The organism is Flavobacterium oncorhynchi (assembly GCF_002217355.1).
GTDB lineage: Bacteria > Bacteroidota > Bacteroidia > Flavobacteriales > Flavobacteriaceae > Flavobacterium > Flavobacterium oncorhynchi.
Genome location: NZ_MUHA01000027.1, coordinates 62536 through 81136 on the forward strand (window position 1 = coordinate 62536; position 18601 = coordinate 81136).

The following is an 18601-nucleotide window of genomic DNA, read 5'->3' on the forward strand; positions in this document are numbered from 1 at the left end:
AAAAAAACATTTATGTTATTACTTTTTGTAATCACATTTCAAATATATGGCCAACAGCCGGCGACAATTAAATTAACAGCCGAAACACTGCACGGCAGATTTAGAGAATGGGCTTATCCTGCTAATGGAGTAACTATCAATACAAACGCTCCTGCATTGCTATGGCCGGGAACAAATGGCGAGAAAAAAATTATGCTGCAAGGAGATATTGGAGATGATTTTACAATCGATCCAAAAATTCACCATGTAGTTTACAAAGTAATGTTGGCTTCAGATCCTGATTTTAAGCAAAATTTAATCAGCAGTGAAGAGCAAGAATGGGCAATGTATCCGCTGCATCAACCACTGAAATCTGGAAAATGGTATTGGAAATATGGTTATCGTCAGAAAAGCTCCCAAAACTGGGTTTGGTCGCCTTCATATGATTTTATCGTTAATCCAGCAGCTGTAAACAATCCAGTTTCACCTACAGCCGCCACGGTTTTACAGCGTGTCAGCGGACAGCATCCGAGACTTTGGAATATGAATAAAATAGGTAACGATTTTTACTTAAAAAACCTATCTAATCCTGAAGCTAAAAAATTTATCGCTTATGCTGAAAAGTTAATGCTGGAGCCTCTTCCCGAAGAAAAACCAAGACGTTACATTGATACAACTGGTAAGTCTGAACTTCAGAAAAAAATCAATATTGAAGCCATGTATCACGGTTTTGGAGATATGGTAGGTAATCCTGTTCGTAATCTTTGTATTGCTTATCAGCTTACAAAAGACAAAAGATTCATTTTGGATGCTAAACGCAGAGCATTGAATATTGCCAATATGAACCCAGATGGTTTAGCTACTCGCGATGATTTTACGGGAGGAGCAATATTAGAAGCCGTTGCATGGTTTTACGATGCTGGATATGAATTTCTAAGCTCTGACGAAAAAACATTCTTAAAATCTGTCATCAAATTACGCGGTGAGCGAATTTATCGTCATCTTCCTAATCGCTTTGAAATCAATATTAACGACAATCACATTTGGCAGATTACATTACGAAATTTGGCAATAGGCGCCGTAGCCACTATCGACGAAGTACCCGAAGCTAATAAATGGCTGACTTATATTTATGAAGTCTGGTCTGCCCGATTCCCTATTTTAAGTAATAATGACGGCGGATGGCATGAAGGCAGCGGCTATTTTAAAGTAAACTTTAGATCATTTATTTATTTATCTCAATTATTAGGTGATTTAAGCGGTGTAGATTATTTTCAACTGCCTTGGATGCAAAACCTTCCATATTTCCTGCTCTACACACATCCATCGGCAGCCTCATGTATGGCTATGGGTGACATGTGGGAAAAAGAACCTAATATTGCTAAGATAGACGCTTCATTTGCTGATGCTCTTACGTATAGAATAAACAACCCTTTTCTTAATACTTATGTAGCAGCAATTAAAAAGGATTATCCTAGCTACTTTACAGGAACAGATGATTTATTGCTTTATCGATTAATAAACTATAAATCAGAACGAAATCTGCCTGAATCGTCATTTAATGAGCTTCCGAAATCACGTTGGTTTAAAGACGTAGGTATAGCTGCTATGCATGAAAATTTATCTGATTCTTCAAAAAATTTAAGTAGTTATTTCTTTAGCTGTCCTATAGGTTCTTCTGGTCACGGTCATGCTTCACAAAATGCATTTACAATTAATTATAAAGGCAAAACTATTTTTGGAAGCACTGGCTATTACAGTAATTTTAGTGATCGTCATAACCTTTTAGATTATCGAACTTCAAGAGCCTATTCGACTATTTTGGCAGATAGTTTGGGACAGAAAATTGGCGAAAACGGCTATGGCTGGACACCACGTTTTATTACAGGAAAACACATTCAATATGTGTTGGGCGATGCCACAAAAGCTTACGGTCCTATTACAAATGAATTTTGGCTGGATCGTTTTCAAAAAATTAATGTCGTACCAAATGAAGCAAATGGATACGGAGAACGAAATATTACACTTTATCGCAGACATTATCTACAGTTAGAAGATGGTTATATTGTAATTTATGACGAACTCGAAGCTGAAAAGCCTGTAAAATGGACTACTCAATTTCAAGTACCTTATTATACAATCGAATCAAAAGAAACAGCCAGCAGCAAACAGCAGAATTTTACCGTAAAAACAGATGTAGGTTTAGTCAATACAAGCGTTTTTGCTAATACTGATCTTAAAATGCAAGTGCATGATAAATTTGCCGAAGCAGCCGTAAACTGGAACAAAGTAACGGGAGCAGACGGGAAAGTTTTCGAATATAAAAATCAGTGGCATGCAGGAATAACTTCAACGCCAAGTAAAAAAATGCGTTTTCTGACCGTCATAAAAATCGATGGTAAAGCTGCAGAAGTCATAAAACCTGTCGCACTAAAAAATGGAAACATTCAGCTAAATTTTGGCAGCTGGGAATTATCTGCACAATTAAACAATGATGAAGCTCCAATGTTGAATATTAAAAATGAAAAATTAAATTCGGCCTTTAATTACGGTGCTTCTTCTATTAAACTAGGAAAAAAAACGTATCAACATCAAACCAGCGGAAGCTCAATGCTTGTTGAAACTATCAATAACAAACCAATGCTGCAAGAAGTAATCGATGAATTACCAGATGTTGCAAAATATGATTCTAAAACTAAGTAATGAGTACCATGATAAAAAATATAAGTATTTCGATCTTACTAATTCTAAGTGGTAAATTATCTGCGCAGCAACCTGCAGAAATTAAACTCACTGCCGAAAAATTACATTCAAGAGTGCGCGAATGGCCATATCCTGTAAACGGAATAACGGTGCCTACAAATGCTCCTGCCCTGCTTTGGCCTGGAACAAACGGTAAAGAAATGGTGAAACCAATGGAAAGCGGCAGCGCAATTCCAGAAGATCCAAATATTGGCAACGTTCGATACAAAGTAATGCTGGCAAGTGATAAAAACTTTACTAAAGATTTAATTGCGAGTAACGAACAGCGTTGGGCAGTTTATCCTTTGCATCAGGCTTTAAAATCTGGAAAATGGTATTGGAAATATGCTTATGCTTTAAAAAAGAGCAATCAATGGACGTGGTCTCCAACTTATGATTTCGTTATCGATTCCAAATATGCAAACCAAAAAGTTTCACCGCCTGTAAACGAAGTTTTAAAACGAAATGAAGGAGCACATCCCGTTTTGTGGGATATGCGCACAATTGGCGAGGATTTTTACAAAAACAATCTTGATAATCCTGAGGCTAAAAAGTTTATCGCATACGCGGAAAAATTAATGCTTGCTCCTCTCCCAACCGAGAAACCACAACGTGTAATTGATACAACCGGTAAAAATCCATTAGAAAAAAAGATCATTATCGAGCGAATGTATCATGGTTTTGGAGATGCCGTTGGTACTCCAGTTCGTAATTTGTGTATTGCTTATCAACTTACTGAAGACAAACGTTTCATTTTAGACGCCAAACGCAGAGCCATAAACATTGCTAATATGAATCCTGACGGACTTGCAACAGGCGATGATTTTACGAGCGGTGCAGTACTTGAAGCTTTAGGCTGGTTTTATGATGCAGGATATGATTTCTTATCACCAGATGAAAAAGAGCTTTTTAAAAACATCATTAAACTTCGATCTAAAAGAGTTTACGATCATTTACCAAATCGTTTTGAATTGCACGTAAGTGACAATCACGTCTGGCAGATTACTATGCGAAATCTTGCTATTGCAACTGTTTCGGTAATAAACGATGTGCCCGAAGCAAAAGAATGGCTTACCTATTTGTATGAAGTATGGTCAGCACGTTTTCCAGTTCTTGGCACAACAGACGGCGGCTGGCATGAAGGGAACGGCTATTTTAGAGTTAACTTTAAATCCATTATTTACCTGTCGCAAATGTTTGGCGATTTTAGTGGTGTCGATTATTTCAAATTACCTTGGATGCAGAATCTGCCTTATTATATGCTTTACACACATCCTAATAAATCGGCAAGTACCGCAATTGGCGATATGTGGGAGAATATTCCTTACATTGTAAAAGGTGAAGCTTGGTTTGCTGATGCGCTGACTTATAAAATTGATAATCCATATTTAAACTGGTATGTTGACGGAATAAAAAAAGAATATCCATCCTATTATCACGGTACAGATGATTTCCTGCTTTTCCGTCTTTTAAACTTTAAACCAAACCGAAAATTACCTGTTTCATCTCCTTCAGATTTACCAAAAACACGCAAATTTGGAGACGTGGGAGTTGTTGCTATGCATGAAGATTTAGCCAACGCCGATAAAACTTTAAGCAGTTATTTATTCAGCAGTCCGTTTGGTTCTTCGGGACATGGACACGCTTCGCAAAATGCATTTACCATTAACTATAAAGGAAAAGTAATCTTTGGCGGAACGGGTTATTACAGCAATTTCAGTGACAAACACAATCTTTTACATTATAGATCTACAAAAGCGTACAACACCATTTTGGCCGACAGTTTAAACCAAAAAATCGGCGAAGAAGGTTACGGATGGATTCCGAGAGCGATCTCAGGAAAACGCATTCAATATGCTTTAGGAGACGCCAGCAATGCTTACGGCGAGATTAAAAGCGAATTCTGGCTGAACAGATTCGAACAAATTAAAGTTGTACCAAGCAAAGAAAACGGCTACGGAGAATCTGGAGTAACATTGTACAGAAGACACATGCTGCAATTAGAAGGCGGATACATTGTTTTATACGACGAACTGGAAGCTAAAAACCCAGTTAAATGGACAACACAATTTCATTGTCCCTATTATACTATTGAAGGTCAGAATGCAGAAAAATCAAATCAGCAGCAATTTGTCGTAAAAACTGATTTAGGAAATGTTACGGCTAATGTATATGCCGAAAGTCCATTAAAAATGGCAGTACACAATCAGTTTTTTGAAGCTGCTGTAAACTGGAATAAAGTTACCGATGATGAAGGTAAAATTAAAGATTTTAAAGATCAATGGCATGCTGGAATTACCTCAGAACCTAAACAAAAATTTAGATTTTTGACTATCATTCAAATCAAAGAAGGTAAAACAGAAGTCATTAAAACCTTATCAAACTTCAATGATTTAAAGCATTTACAAGTGGGAGATTGGGAAATTCTAGCGCAGTTAGACGGTAAAAAAGCGGCAGCATTACAAGTAATTGGTAAAACCGCAAAATCGGCATTTAGTTTTGGTAATCAATCTTTAGAGTTTGAAGGAAAAAAATATACTCCAAAAATTGCAGGAAGTTCTGTATTACTAGAAATTTACAATTCTAAAGTAAACAAACAAGAAGTTGTTGACGAATTGCCAGATGCTGCCAAATACGATAAAAATTAAAAGAATAAAGTGTTTTCTTTTTGTTTAAATTTAAAGTTAAATTATCAATAACCTATTAAACACAGAGGGCTATGCGGAAAAATGCCATTTTCTAAAAAACACTCTGATTTAAAGTATAAAATCTATGTTTCTATGTGTTCAATTTTTTTCACGCAGATTCAACAGATTTTTTGATTCTTTTAATCAATGACTTTTATTTTAAAGAAAATAAACACAAACAAAACAATTAAAATTCAAACCTTTATGAAGAAAACGATTCTCCTTTTTACGTTTTTCTACATAACTCTTTTCTCAGTGAAAAGTTATGCGCAGGTACAAGATCGCTATTTCCGAACTATTTCGGTTGATAAAGGCTTGTCGCAAAGTTCTGTTTTTGCTATCCAGCAAGATACTTTAGGTTTCATTTGGATAGGAACACAAGACGGATTAAATCGTTATGACAGTAAAGGTTTTAAAGTGTATCGACCAATAAAAAACACTAAAAATAGTTTACAATCTTATTTCATTCGAAGTTTGTTTACAGATCATAAAGGCCGATTATGGATAGGCGGAAATCAAGGTTTAAGTGTTTATAATTATGATACTGATAACTTTACCAATTACCAGTTTCCAAAAAGTTTGGGCGAATGGTATATCTCCTCTATTACAGAAGACAGCGAACACCGAATTTGGGCAGCATCAATTACAGGAGAGATTTTTGTTCTATCGCCAAAAGACGAAAAATTCACCAATATTAAATTTAAAGCCTCTTCTCACGAAATAAAAGAGATTGCTTACATCAGTTTTTGGCAGCAGCAGCTTCTTATAGGCACCGATGTTGGTCTTTTTCAATTGAACCCAAAAACACATCAATTAAAAAAACTGAATTTAGGAATTAACAAACCTTACATCAATAGTGTTTTTGTAGATAACAAGAACTTATGGATTGCAACAGAAGGTTATGGAGTGATTTTGTATAACGGTCAAAACCGCCAGACTTCTGCGCTTACGCATAGTTCATCATCAAATAGTATTGCTGATAATAATATTCGTTGTGTGGGTAAAGATACAGAAGGTAATATTTGGTTTGGTACTTTTAGAGGTCTCTCTATTTATAATCAAGCCGCTAATTCTTTTACAAATTATTATCATCAAATTTCACAGCCGTACACCATTGCTCAAAATTCGGTACGCTGTTTTTTAAAGGATAAGCAAAACGGAATCTGGCTTGGAACCTACTATGGCGGTATTAATTACTATCATAAAAACGATATAAAGTTTAATATTTTAAGCCAAAACTCGGCTAAGCCATCTTTAAACGATGAAGTTATTGGCGTAATCAAACAAGATGCTAAAGGAAATTTTTGGATAGGTACCAATGACAAAGGAATAAACTATTGGAACAAAAACGCTGGTACGATCAGTTATTACTCAAATAGTGAAAACAATCCAAACAGTATAAGTTCTAATAATATTAAAGCCATTGCTTTTGATGATAACGGCAATGTACTTGTTGGTACTCATAACGGAGGAATGAATCTTCTTAATCCAAAATCAGGAACAGCACAACGATTTCGCCATGACGAAAAGAATCCCAATAGTATTGCAGGAGATTTAGTGTACGCTTTGCTGAAAGATTCTAAAGGTCGTATTTGGGTGGGTACAAGGACTGGTTTAGACCAATTTCATCCCGAAACCAAAACTTTTACTCACATTCATTTAGACAAAGCAGGAAAACGTTTAACATCAGACGCTGTTACTTTTTTGTTTGAAGACAGTAAAAATCGTATTTGGATAGGAACTACAAACGGAGTTACGCTGTTTTATCCTGATGCTCTTTTGTTTGGAAATGTGGGGCACGGAAAACTAAGTGAAGATATTGTCAATTGTATTACTGAAGATCAAAAACACCGAATTTGGATTGGCACTAGAGAGGGCTTGCGTTTGTATGACGAAAATCAAGAATCTTTTATAAGCTTCAAAGCTCGAAAAGACTTTTTTGAAGAAACCATTTACGGGATTGTTCCTGATGATGATGGCAATTTATGGATTTCTACCAATCACGGCCTGATCAAATTTAACCCAGACAGCCGTTCTGTTCAAAATTTTGACGAAAGTGACGGACTGCAAAACAAACAATTTAACGAATATTCGTTTTGTAAAGCACAAGACGGTATGTTACTTTTTGGCGGTATCAAAGGTATTTCGTACTTCTATCCTGCTATGATTAAGCAAAAACCACTGCCTTTAAAACTAAGTTTTACAACACTTGAGGTTTTAAACAAAACGGTTGCGGTAAATGATGAAACCAATATTTTAGAACAACACATCGATCAGGTAAAAGAACTCGAAATTGGCTCTGAATACAAGCAGTTCAGTATCTTTTTCAACACATTCAATTACATTTCATCTAATAGAACTTATTACTACTATAAACTCGACGGTATCGATAAAGACTGGCAGCGCACAGATCAGCTAAAAGTGAGCTACAGCAATTTACCAGCAGGAAAATACAACTTTCAAATCAAAGCTGTTGGTCCAAATGGCGAAATGAGCGCAGTAAGAAGTCTAACAATTGATATTCTTGCACCTTGGTATAAAACGCTTTGGTTTTCGCTGCTTTTATTAACCATTATTGGTATTGCTGTTTACATTGGTTTTAAAATTATTAAAGAAAGAATTCAAGCTGAACAACAGTTAAAATTAGAACGAATTGACAAAGAAAGAGTAAGTTATATCAACCAAGTAAAAATGGATTTCTTTACTAATGTTTCACATGAATTAAGAACGCCGTTAACATTGATTCTGGCTCCTTTAGAGGAATTATTAAAAACTCCTTTTGCGGACAAAATATCTAAAAAGAAACACGAACTAATGTTTATTAATGCAAAAAGACTATACAACTTAGTCGACCAGCTTTTTGAGTTTAGAAAAACCGAAATGGGAACGCGACAACTTAAAGTAGGCAAAGGCGACATTGTTCGTTTTACTCGTGAAATTTATGAGTCATTTAAACCGCTTTCAGAAAAAAACGACATTCATTTTGCCTTTCATACAAACGAAGAACAGCTTTTATTTTATTTTGATAAAGATGCTATGGAAAAGATTCTGTTCAATCTATTATCCAATGCTTTCAAATACACCAAAACGGGTCAAAGCATCACGTTGGAATTAGTAAAGAAAAATGAAACTGTAGAAATAAAAGTCGCTGACACGGGGGTTGGAATTAGTGAAGACGATTTATCAAAAGTATTCGATCGCTTTTATCAGGTAAACAATCGTGAAATGAATTTGGGCTCTGGTGTTGGTTTGGCTTTTACAAAACGTTTAGTCGAACTGCATCACGGAGAAATTTCTGCCGAAAGTACTAAAGAAGTTGGAAGTGTTTTTAAAGTAACAATTCCTGTTTCAGATCAAGTGTATAAAAACGATCAACATATCGAAGATTCATTGTACGAGTTAGATATTGTTACCGATAATGAACTTGATAACGAAAATATTCTAGAAGAAGAAAACGAATTAGCAGAAAGAGATCAGCCAATAAAACTGCTTTTAGTTGATGACAATAAAGAGATTATAGATTATCTGCAGGATTACTTTGGTAAAATTTATGATGTAACAGTTGCTTACAATGGTCAAATGGCACTTGAACTTTTAGAAATTCACCAATTTGATATTATCATAAGCGATGTAATGATGCCAGAACTTGACGGATTGCATTTTTGTAAACGTGTTAAACAAAACATCAATACTTCGCACATTCCATTAGTGCTTTTAACCGCCAGAACCGAAACCAGCCAACAGTTAAAAGGTATAGAAATGGGCGCTGATGATTATATTACAAAACCTTTTTCGACTCCAATATTGGCAGCGAAAATTACAAATCTGCTGCGCTCGCGTAAACGTTTAAAGGAATATTATGCTGTAGGGAAAGAAATGGTTCCCGAAAACATTGCTTTTAATACGCTTGACGAAGATTTTCTGAAACAAGCCATACAAATTGTCGAAGATCATTTGGCCGATTCTGAGTTTTCAGTAGATCATTTCAGCCGACAAATTGGTATGAGCCGTTCTAATCTCTATTTAAAACTCAAAGCTATTACAGGCGAATCGGCAATGGATTTTATAAAAAGAATCCGATTTAAAAAAGCGGTAGAATTAATGCAGAGTAAGCGATACACCATTGCTCAAATCACCTATATGTGCGGTTTTAACTCTCCATCTTATTTTTCAACCGCATTTAAGCAGCATTATGGCTGTATGCCAAGTGAATATTTAGCCAAACTAGAGCAGCCAAAAGAATAACGAAACAACAATACAAACTAACTAATGCAAACAAAAAACACCTTTTACAATCCTCCGCCTGTTTAATTAAACAGCTGTAAAAACAAAGTCCTTATACAAAGGCAAACTCAATAATTTCGAAAACTACGACCTCGGCAAAATGATTTCATTTTTGATCGACAAGTTCTTTTTATGCCTTTTTTAAATCAAAACAGAAACAAAAGAAATACAAACAATAACTTCAAACAAAGCAACATAACAAACTATTAATTAAAATTTTATGAAAATAATAAAATCCTTTTTTATACTTTTTTTTATTTTACCCATTACTTCTATTGGGCAGACAAAAGCAAGTATTACTATCAAGAACAATTTGACTGTAGATCAAACAGAAACTGTGGTTTGTATAAAATGGCAAGACATACTTTCCTCCTATCCGCAAATCGATACGGCAAACTTTACTGTAATTAATCCCAGTACAAAAAAGCAAATTCCTTTTCAATTGGAATACAAAGGTTCTGCTGCTGTTCAAAATTTATTACTGCAAGTAAATGTTAAAGCAAAATCAACACTAAATCTTTCTATTCAAAAAGGGAAACCCGAGATTTTTGCAGCAAAAACATATGCTCGCTACGTTCCTGAACGCAAAGATGATTTTGCTTGGGAAAATGATAAAATTGCATTTCGCGCTTACGGAAAAGCTTTAGAAAAAACAGAAGGTGACGCTTATGGTTTTGATGTTTGGGTAAAACGAACGAACAAGCTAGTATTAAATGACCGCTACAAACGCGATGATTACCATATCGATCATGGTGACGGCTTAGATTATTATCATGTAGGTTTTACATTGGGTGCCGGAAATATGGCTCCGTTTATCAAAGACACTATTCGTTACTCAGGCAATTATCACCAATGGAAAGTTTTAGACAACGGCCCTTTACGCTCCACTTTTCAACTAAAATATGACGAATGGAACGCTGGCGGCATAAAAATGAGCGCCGTAAAAACTATCTCGCTTGATGCAGGTTCGCAGCTTAACCGAATCGAAAACATCTACACATTCAATGACAATAAACCAATTCCCGTTGTTATAGGAATCATAAAAAGAGAAAAAGCAGGCGTTATTGCTTTAAATGAACAACAAGGTATTATGGGATATTGGGAACCCACTTTCGAAAAAGACGGCACAACAGCTGTAGGTTCAATTTTAACAACTCCAACAACAGCAATGTGGAGCAGCAAAGAACAAATACTAACACAAACAACTGTCAAAAACAACGAACCGATTGTGTATTATACTGGGGCAGCTTGGGACAAAGCAGGTAAAATTACAACTGCAAAACAATGGTTTGACTACTTGAATACTTTTCATCAAAAAGTAAACAACCCACTGATTGTAACAGTAAAAAAGAACTAAAACAGAATTACTATTAACTATAAACAAAAAAAAGAATGTCAATTAATTTATTTGATTTAACAGGAAAAACAGCATTAATTACAGGTGGTGTTCACGGATTAGGAATGGCAATGGCTAAAGGACTTGGACATGCAGGTGCAAAAATTGTAGTAAACGACCATTCGTCGCAAGAAGCTGTAAACAATGCAATTGCCGAATACAAATCGGAAGGAATTGAGGCTTACGGTTACTTATTTGATGTTACTGATGAAAATGCAGTAATCGAAGCAATTAATAAAATAGAGTCTGAAGTAGGTCCTATCGATATTTTAATAAACAATGCCGGAATTATCAAAAGAACGCCAATTATCGAAATGGAAGTTGCAGATTTTGAAGCTGTGGTAAAGGTTGATTTAACAGGTCCTTTTATTGTTTCTAAAAATGTTGCTAAAGGAATGATTACACGCGGAGGCGGAAAAATCATTAATATGTGTTCAATGATGAGTGAACTTGGCCGAGATTCTGTAAGTGCTTACGCATCGGCAAAAGGCGGATTAAAAATGCTGACTAAAAACATGGCTACGGAATGGGCTAAATTCAACATTCAAACAAACGGAATTGGTCCTGGTTATTTTGCAACAAGCCAAACGGCTCCAATTCGAGTAAACGGACATCCTTTTAATGAGTTTATTATGGGAAGAACTCCAGCAGGACGTTGGGGAGATCCAGACGATTTACAAGGTGCAGCAATCTTTTTAAGCTCAAAAGCAAGTGATTTTGTAAACGGTCATATTGTTTATGTAGACGGCGGTATACTAGCAACAATTGGAAAACCATCTAACGAAAATTAGATCGTAATTAACATCATAAAATTAACATTCGTTCGTTGAACTTACACTATTTTATAAAAAATGCTCCAGCGGAGCGGAATATATATTTTTAAAAAAAATATGCCGCTCCTCTGGAGCTTTTTATGCACGGAACTAAATTATGCTATAAATATTCAGCTCCTCTGGAGCTTTCTTCAGCAAAGCCTTTTGTTTACAGCATTAGGCTTTGCTTTTTTTACTGTTTCTGAGTATTTTACAGATAAATCTTAAAAAATTAAAAATTTCTTACTAAAAATATCGTTTTTTAAACGAAATTTGCGCTTTAATATTAAAAAATTAAAAACAAACCCCAAGTTTAATCAAAACCCTACTAATGAAAAAAACGTATTATTTTTTTCCAGTACTTGCCGTTCTGGCAAGTATCACTTTTGCGTGCAGTGACAAGGAAGACGGCGAAAATTACAAGCCAAATTATCTACCTAGTATTGACGCTGCAACATTACCAGCAGGAAATCGTGCCTTTACAATGTTTGAAGACGCTGAAAACTCTTCAAAAATGTACGACAATAAAGACCGCTGGTTTAGAGTAAATGAGCCTTTGCAAGTAATTCAAAAAGGCAAAGATTCTGTTCAGGTATCACTGTATTCACCAGTTGGATTGACTGATGTGAAAATATATGCTAAATTACCTAACTACGAAAAACGCTTTGTTCTTTACAATTTTTCAAAAGTACCCGCTTTTCACAGATCTTTCCATCAAATTCCGTTAACTGCAGGAAAACACGACTACGAACTTGAAAACGGCAAAACAGTAACGATCGATAAAATCGAAGGATTTTCTTCGGGAGCAATCGAGTTTTCTGTAGAATCTACCGATCCTTTATTTCAGAAATTTAAAAAAATCAAGTCTACACACTTAGTACAATTTAGCGCTGCATATCATACCAATGAACTTGGTAAGTTTTTACCAATGAATCCAGTTTTAGCAAAAGAAGCCATAACTATGATCATCAATTATTCTTATGCTTTAAGTCATCCTTTGTATTACAGCACTTTTACAAATTTCAACAAATACAAACAAGAACAGGCAGCTACAGCAGGAACCGCAATAAATGGCGCACTTAATTGGCATGGTAATGCTGAAGATAAGGACGGGACTTACGACTATTTAACTAAAGAGGAAATAGAAAAAACGTACTGGAATTACCTTGATGGCAGAACGGTTAATATGGCAATGGTTGGCGGTGCAGCAGCTTTAGGCGGCGGTGCATTGGCTTCTCAATGGGAATCTGGTTATGTTACAGGACACTGGTTAGGTGAAATGTCGGTTTGGTCACACGAATACTCGCATCATATTGGCTGGGGACACAGCAGTAACTTAGCAAACAGCGGTGAAGGCGGCGGTCAACAGGAAATGCTTACTGATTTTTACAAATACTTGATTTACTTAAACGATCTTCCTTTTACAGATCCTGAAGTCCTAAAAGGATACAGCAAAACAAGCTACCTAACGGGTAAATATAAAAAACCAGAATTTAAGATCAATCCTAAAAACCCATTTTTACTAAAATATAAAGGAGAAGGAAAATGGAACTAACCCGCAAAATCAACATGAATAAACTACCTTTTTTAATACTGCTGCTTTGTTTTATTACCAGTTGCAGCAAAGATTCTGATGGTCCTGAACCAACAAATTACGACTATTACTACCCTACAAACGAAGCTTCTATTACAGCTAAACAAATTGGCGACGGAGCCGGAACACTTGATCCTAAAGGAATTACGATTTCAAAAGAGAAATTATATGTTTGCAATGGCAATGTTTTAGAGGTTTTTAATGCCGTGACTTTAGCACATATTAAAACAATTGCAAACTACACAAAAGGAAGCACAACAATTCCGTTTGTTAATTTAACATCTGTTTCTATTGATAATGGACGAATTTATGTTGGAAGTGTAGAATCGAGACTTTTTGTTCTTGACGAAAGCACTACTCTTGGAATTAACACGGTTGGAAACGGACAATGGTGGCAGACTTTTGTACACGTTTTTGGCGTTGTTGCAAAGGACGGATTGGTATTTGTAAAGGAAAAAGAAAAATCTATTAAAGTTTTTGAAGCTTCACAAATTACCGAAACCAGTGACTGGAATTTAAAACCTTTTGCTAAACTTAATACTTTAAGCGGTTTCGATCAAGTGTATTCTATGGATGTAACCGATGGAAATTTGGTAGTTGCAGGAAGAGATGCTAAAAGCTATTTATATTATAACATTGCCGGAATTCGTGCCAATGCTGCAGCTTCAATAACCACTCCATTAGAACCCGTAAAAGCTCCTTTTGAAGACGCAAAACCAATTGCGGTAGTATTTAGTAAAGATTGGGCGATAACATCAGAAAACGCAGGAAACACCTCTTATTTACGTCTTTATCCAAAAGATGAGTTTAACAATAGAGAATACAAACCAAGAGTAAATGCTTCTGATATTATGGGACAAAATCCTTTTGGCACTATTGTAAGTACTGTACTGCTTAATGATCGCATCTTTTTATCTGATAATACAAATAAAACAATTCGAGTTGTTAAGCTTAATAAATCAACAATTGCGGAGCAAAAGTAAAATTCTCCTCTGCCCTTGTTGAATACGTATTAAACACATAGAAACATAGACTCTATTTTTATCTATAACAAGGAGACAAAAAAACACACGTTTCTCTCACATAGGCGCGCTATGTGCATTTAAATTAAGTGAAACGCCTTTTATTGAAGTATAAAACTATATTTCTATGTGTTTAAAAATTATGCGCAAAGCATTTTAAACAATTCAATTACAATCAAAAACACCTCTAAAACTTTAGGCTTTAGAGGTGTTTTTATTTTATGAAAAATAGCTTTTATCGCTCTTCTTTAATCAAATACATTATTGAGGCTGACAATAAACATATTATAGAAATGACTAAGAATAAAAACTTCGTATTTCCTGTTTTTTCAATAATATACCCAAGTAATGGCTCTCCTAAAGCTGCAAAAAGATAACCGCACATATTCATGGTTCCAATTGCAGTTCCTGTTCGCTCCCGCCCCATTATCTGCGGACATAAAGCCCAAAAGTTAGCTTGAGGTCCGTAAACAAAAAAACCGCAGGCAATCAAAAGAAATCCTATCACAACTAGATTTGCATTATGCATAAAGAACAATAGAAATGAAAGCCCGCAGCAAACCAGCATTCCCATAAATATAGATTTGTAATTGCTTTTAAAAAGCGTTGTTGACAGCTGTCCAAAACTAAAAGCACCAAAAGCCATACCTAACGGAAGCAAAAAGGTAACCCAGATTAACGAAGGATCTTCTTTCCAGTTATCACCTAAAAAATGCACAGGAACCCAAAATATTAATCCGTAGCGCGCCATACTTTCCAACCCAAATGACAGGCAGACTAATCTAAACTTTTTATGTCCCAAAACTTCACTGTAGCTCTTTTTTATTGCTGCAAAATCGAAACCTTTTGATTTTCTTTCTACAGGAACCGGCGATGCTTTTATAAAAACTAAAAATACGGTAGCCGATACAAATAGTAATAAAACCGGCAATCTAAACAACATTCTCCAGTCTAAATGAAGCGAGGTAATGTAAATTGAAATACCAAAAGTCACTGCCGATGAAAATCCCGCCGCCATGGTATATAAACCAAAGGCTTTGTTCTGCTCTTCAGTTTTAAACCAATTGGCAATTATTTTTCCCCCAGGAGCCCAAGCCATCGATTGAAAATAGCCGTTTAAGAACCATAAAACTAAAATGATATAAGGCGAATGGGTAAAACTAATTCCTAAGTTGCAGGCAATAGACAAGTAAGCTCCTATTGGTACTAAGTATTTTGGATTAAAACGATCGGCAAGATTCCCGTTGATAAACTGTCCTAGCGAATAACCAATCAGCATAGCAAAACTTATCCAGCCAATAAAAGTATATGAAATTCCTAAATCTTCACGCATTGCTTTTGTTGCCCAGCCAAAGTTATGTCTACCTGTATAAAAAAACAGGTAACAAAACATGGTGATAAAAAGCATTTGGTATTTTTTTGAAATTCTACTAATCATTAAATTGTTATTAAAACCCTGTATGGTTTATGTTTAATTGCATATTGAAATGCTTCTAGGGTTTCTTGTAATGGAAATTCTTTTTCGATGAAAGTAACAAAAGGATAATCTGAAAAATGATCTTCAAAAAATGAAACGGCATTAATAAAATCTTCATAATTATAATTATGCATTCCTTTTATGCTTAACAATTTACGAATCACTACCTCAGCATTAACTTCAATACTTTCTGTTGGAGTTACGGCGCCTATCCAAATGTGTTCTGCTCCTACTGCGCTAAACTGCAAACCTGTTTTTATAGCTTCAATAGAACCGCTCATATCGATAATAACATCAAAGCCTTTTTTATAAAATCCTGACGTTATTTGAGTAAGTTCTTCAATTGGATTTGTGCTGTTATAAATATAATCGGCACCAAAAGATTTACTTTTCTCTAATCGCCTGTCATCAATATCAATGACCGTAACCGACGATGCTTTTTTCTGTTTTGCAATAGCTGCAGCAATTAAACCTAAAACTCCTGCACCTAGAATTAGAACATTTTTGCTCTCAATTTGACTAATTAATCGATAAGCTGCCATTGCTGTAGCTCCGGCGCAATTAATAATTGGTGCAAATTTTTCATCTATAGACGAAGGCAGTTTCAAAATCCCTGTTCCCTTTTTCAATACACAATGCGTACCCAATCCACCGTTAAACTTCTCGTTTTCCTTAAACTGAACGTGTCCGTATTTAAATAAACCAGCAGATTTTTGAGGCATTTTATCTCTTACAAACTCATCTGAATCTGTTGCAGCAAAAATGGTCCAGGTAATAAGATCGCCCTCTTTTAAGATATTTCCATTTAAATCATAAAAAGGCTCGCTTTGCGATAGTTCCAAAATTTCTCCTACGATCTCATGTCCTAAAACTATTGGCGACGGTTCTTTTCGTCTTCCTGTAAAAGTATGCAGGTCGCTGCCGCACAAAGTCGTGTATTTGTTTTTTACTAAAATCTCGCCTGCCTGCAATGCTGGCAAAGCCGTATATTCGGGAAGAATACTGCCGTTTTTTTCATTAAACAGCATAATACATGAACTACACATTTTTCTTTAAGTTGTTTAAGTTATCAATTGTAAAATCAGGACCTTGCCTTTCACCACCATCTCGCAGCAGTATATCGGAATTGAATTTATAACTGATGTTGATTTGCTTTTTACTCACTTTCAAAATAAAATAGCCGTGAGCTGCAATATCATTGTAAATCATATGCGGATTAAGCTTGTATAAGAGTTTGCTTTTTTTGGCAATTTGCTCGCTGGTTAAGCGGTCATCATTTTTAGAAGTTATCGACGGCGTTAAAAACTCCCAAGCAATACGTTTATTATTAGCCGAATCTGGCGCGTTTAATTCTAAAACATGACTTTGATGATGATCTCCTGTTAAAATAATCGGCGGGTTTTTCAAGCTCTCAAAAACTTCAATCAGCTGTTCTCTTTGATAAGGATAACCAGTCCACCAATCCTCCTCTTTTACCGTTTCTATTTTTTTGCTTTTATAACCTGTAAACATGACCTGATTTACGAGGAAATTCCATCTTGCATCACTATTTTTCAATTCATCTGACAAATGATCAAACTGTTTTTTGGAAATCATTTTTCGCTGCGAATTAAATTTTTCTGGGTCGCTGCTTAATAACTGTTTGTCTCTGCCGTCTAATCGTTCTTCCAAGAAAAAGAAATTAGCCTCTTTTCCTATTTTAATCGAACGAATCATTTCGCTTGTCGATTTAGCTCTTACAGGCATCCATTCAAAATAAGCCTGTACAGCAGCGGCGCTTCTGTCAGTCCAATTTCCTTCGTTGCTCTGGTGATTTTTTGCTCCGCCGAAGTACGCATTATTAGCCAATTCGTGATCGTCCCAAATACAGATAAAGGATTTTGTGCGATGCGCTTTTTGAAGCTCTTTATCTTTACGATAAAGAGCATATCTTTTTCTATAATCTGCTAATGAAATAAGTTCATGAAGCGGGTCGTTTAAACGATTGCTTTCTTCAAGAAAAGCTTTATTCGCATATTGTCCTGTTCCGTATTCATAGATATAATCGCCTAAATGAAATACATAATCAATGGCTTTATTATCTGCAATATGGCGGAATGAGGTAAAATAACCGTCTTCGTAATTGTTGCAGCTTACAACTGCTATTTGAAGCGGTTTTAAAAGCGAATCAGGCAATGTTTTACAAACTCCAATATCAGAAGTCGTTTCGTTGTAAATAAACCTGTAAAAGTAAACCTGATTACTTTCTAGATTAGTTGCATCAATCTTAACCGTATAATCGCGGTCTTGTGATGTTGTTACGAAACCTTTATTTACTATGTTTTTAAAAGCTTCATCATTTGCAATCTGCCATTCGACATTGCAAATTCCTGAAAATTCTGTTGTAATACGTGTCCATAGTATTACCGCATCGTCTGTAGGATCTCCAGAAGCCACTCCATGCATAAAATGCGCATTGTTATTTTGGGCAAATAATGAAAATACTTTTACAGGAAACAACAGCGGAATCATTCCGAGCATTGACCTTTTTACAAAACCTCTTCTGTTCATCTTATCTTTATAAAAAACACAATAGTACTACTTGAATGTTACCTTTATGTTTAGAAAT

10 protein-coding genes are annotated in these 18601 nt (G+C 35.4%); 7 read left to right on the top strand and 3 right to left on the bottom strand.

What is annotated here, in order from left to right; genetic code table 11:
* The first annotated feature begins 12 nt into the window (after positions 1-12).
* From B0A75_RS17315 to B0A75_RS17345, 7 genes are all read left to right on the top strand, one after another.
* A complete protein-coding gene (locus B0A75_RS17315) occupies positions 13-2682 on the top strand; it encodes a DUF4962 domain-containing protein (RefSeq protein WP_089055600.1) in 2670 nt (889 codons plus the stop codon).
* Positions 2682-5369: a DUF4962 domain-containing protein gene (locus tag B0A75_RS17320; protein WP_244284414.1), complete on the top strand. Its 2688-nt coding sequence runs from the start codon at positions 2682-2684 to the stop codon at positions 5367-5369. The genes B0A75_RS17315 and B0A75_RS17320 overlap by 1 nt, the downstream gene beginning before the upstream one ends.
* A gap of 243 nt (positions 5370-5612) precedes the next feature.
* Positions 5613-9653 carry a hybrid sensor histidine kinase/response regulator transcription factor gene (locus tag B0A75_RS17325; protein ID WP_089055602.1) on the top strand — a complete coding sequence of 1347 codons (4041 nt, stop codon included), beginning with the start codon at positions 5613-5615 and terminating at the stop codon, positions 9651-9653.
* Positions 9654-9912: 259 nt separating this feature from the next.
* Positions 9913-11049 (top strand): DUF4861 family protein, encoded by a 1137-nt coding sequence (locus tag B0A75_RS17330; RefSeq protein ID WP_244284415.1) that lies wholly within the window; start codon positions 9913-9915, stop codon positions 11047-11049.
* 35 nt (positions 11050-11084) lie between these two features.
* Positions 11085-11879 (top strand): gluconate 5-dehydrogenase, encoded by a 795-nt coding sequence (locus tag B0A75_RS17335; RefSeq protein WP_089055523.1) that lies wholly within the window; start codon positions 11085-11087, stop codon positions 11877-11879.
* 352 nt (positions 11880-12231) lie between these two features.
* Positions 12232-13455: a hypothetical protein gene (locus B0A75_RS17340; RefSeq protein ID WP_089055524.1), complete on the top strand. Its 1224-nt coding sequence runs from the start codon at positions 12232-12234 to the stop codon at positions 13453-13455.
* A gap of 14 nt (positions 13456-13469) precedes the next feature.
* Positions 13470-14477 carry a hypothetical protein gene (locus B0A75_RS17345; RefSeq protein ID WP_244284416.1) on the top strand — a complete coding sequence of 336 codons (1008 nt, stop codon included), beginning with the start codon at positions 13470-13472 and terminating at the stop codon, positions 14475-14477.
* 274 nt (positions 14478-14751) lie between these two features.
* Here the strand turns inward: B0A75_RS17345 and B0A75_RS17350 are convergent, their stop codons facing one another.
* Genes B0A75_RS17350 through B0A75_RS17360 form a run of 3 tightly spaced genes read right to left on the bottom strand, consistent with a single transcriptional unit; the run spans position 14752 to position 18543 of the window.
* Positions 14752-15924 (bottom strand): MFS transporter, encoded by a 1173-nt coding sequence (locus tag B0A75_RS17350; RefSeq protein ID WP_089055604.1) that lies wholly within the window; start codon positions 15922-15924, stop codon positions 14752-14754.
* Between the two features lie 29 nt (positions 15925-15953).
* A complete protein-coding gene (locus B0A75_RS17355; RefSeq protein WP_089055526.1) occupies positions 15954-17039 on the bottom strand; it encodes a zinc-binding dehydrogenase in 1086 nt (361 codons plus the stop codon).
* Entirely contained in the window at positions 17032-18543 is a 1512-nt protein-coding gene (locus tag B0A75_RS17360; protein WP_089055527.1) for an alkaline phosphatase D family protein, read from the bottom strand. The genes B0A75_RS17355 and B0A75_RS17360 overlap by 8 nt, the downstream gene beginning before the upstream one ends.
* Positions 18544-18601 lie beyond the last annotated feature (58 nt).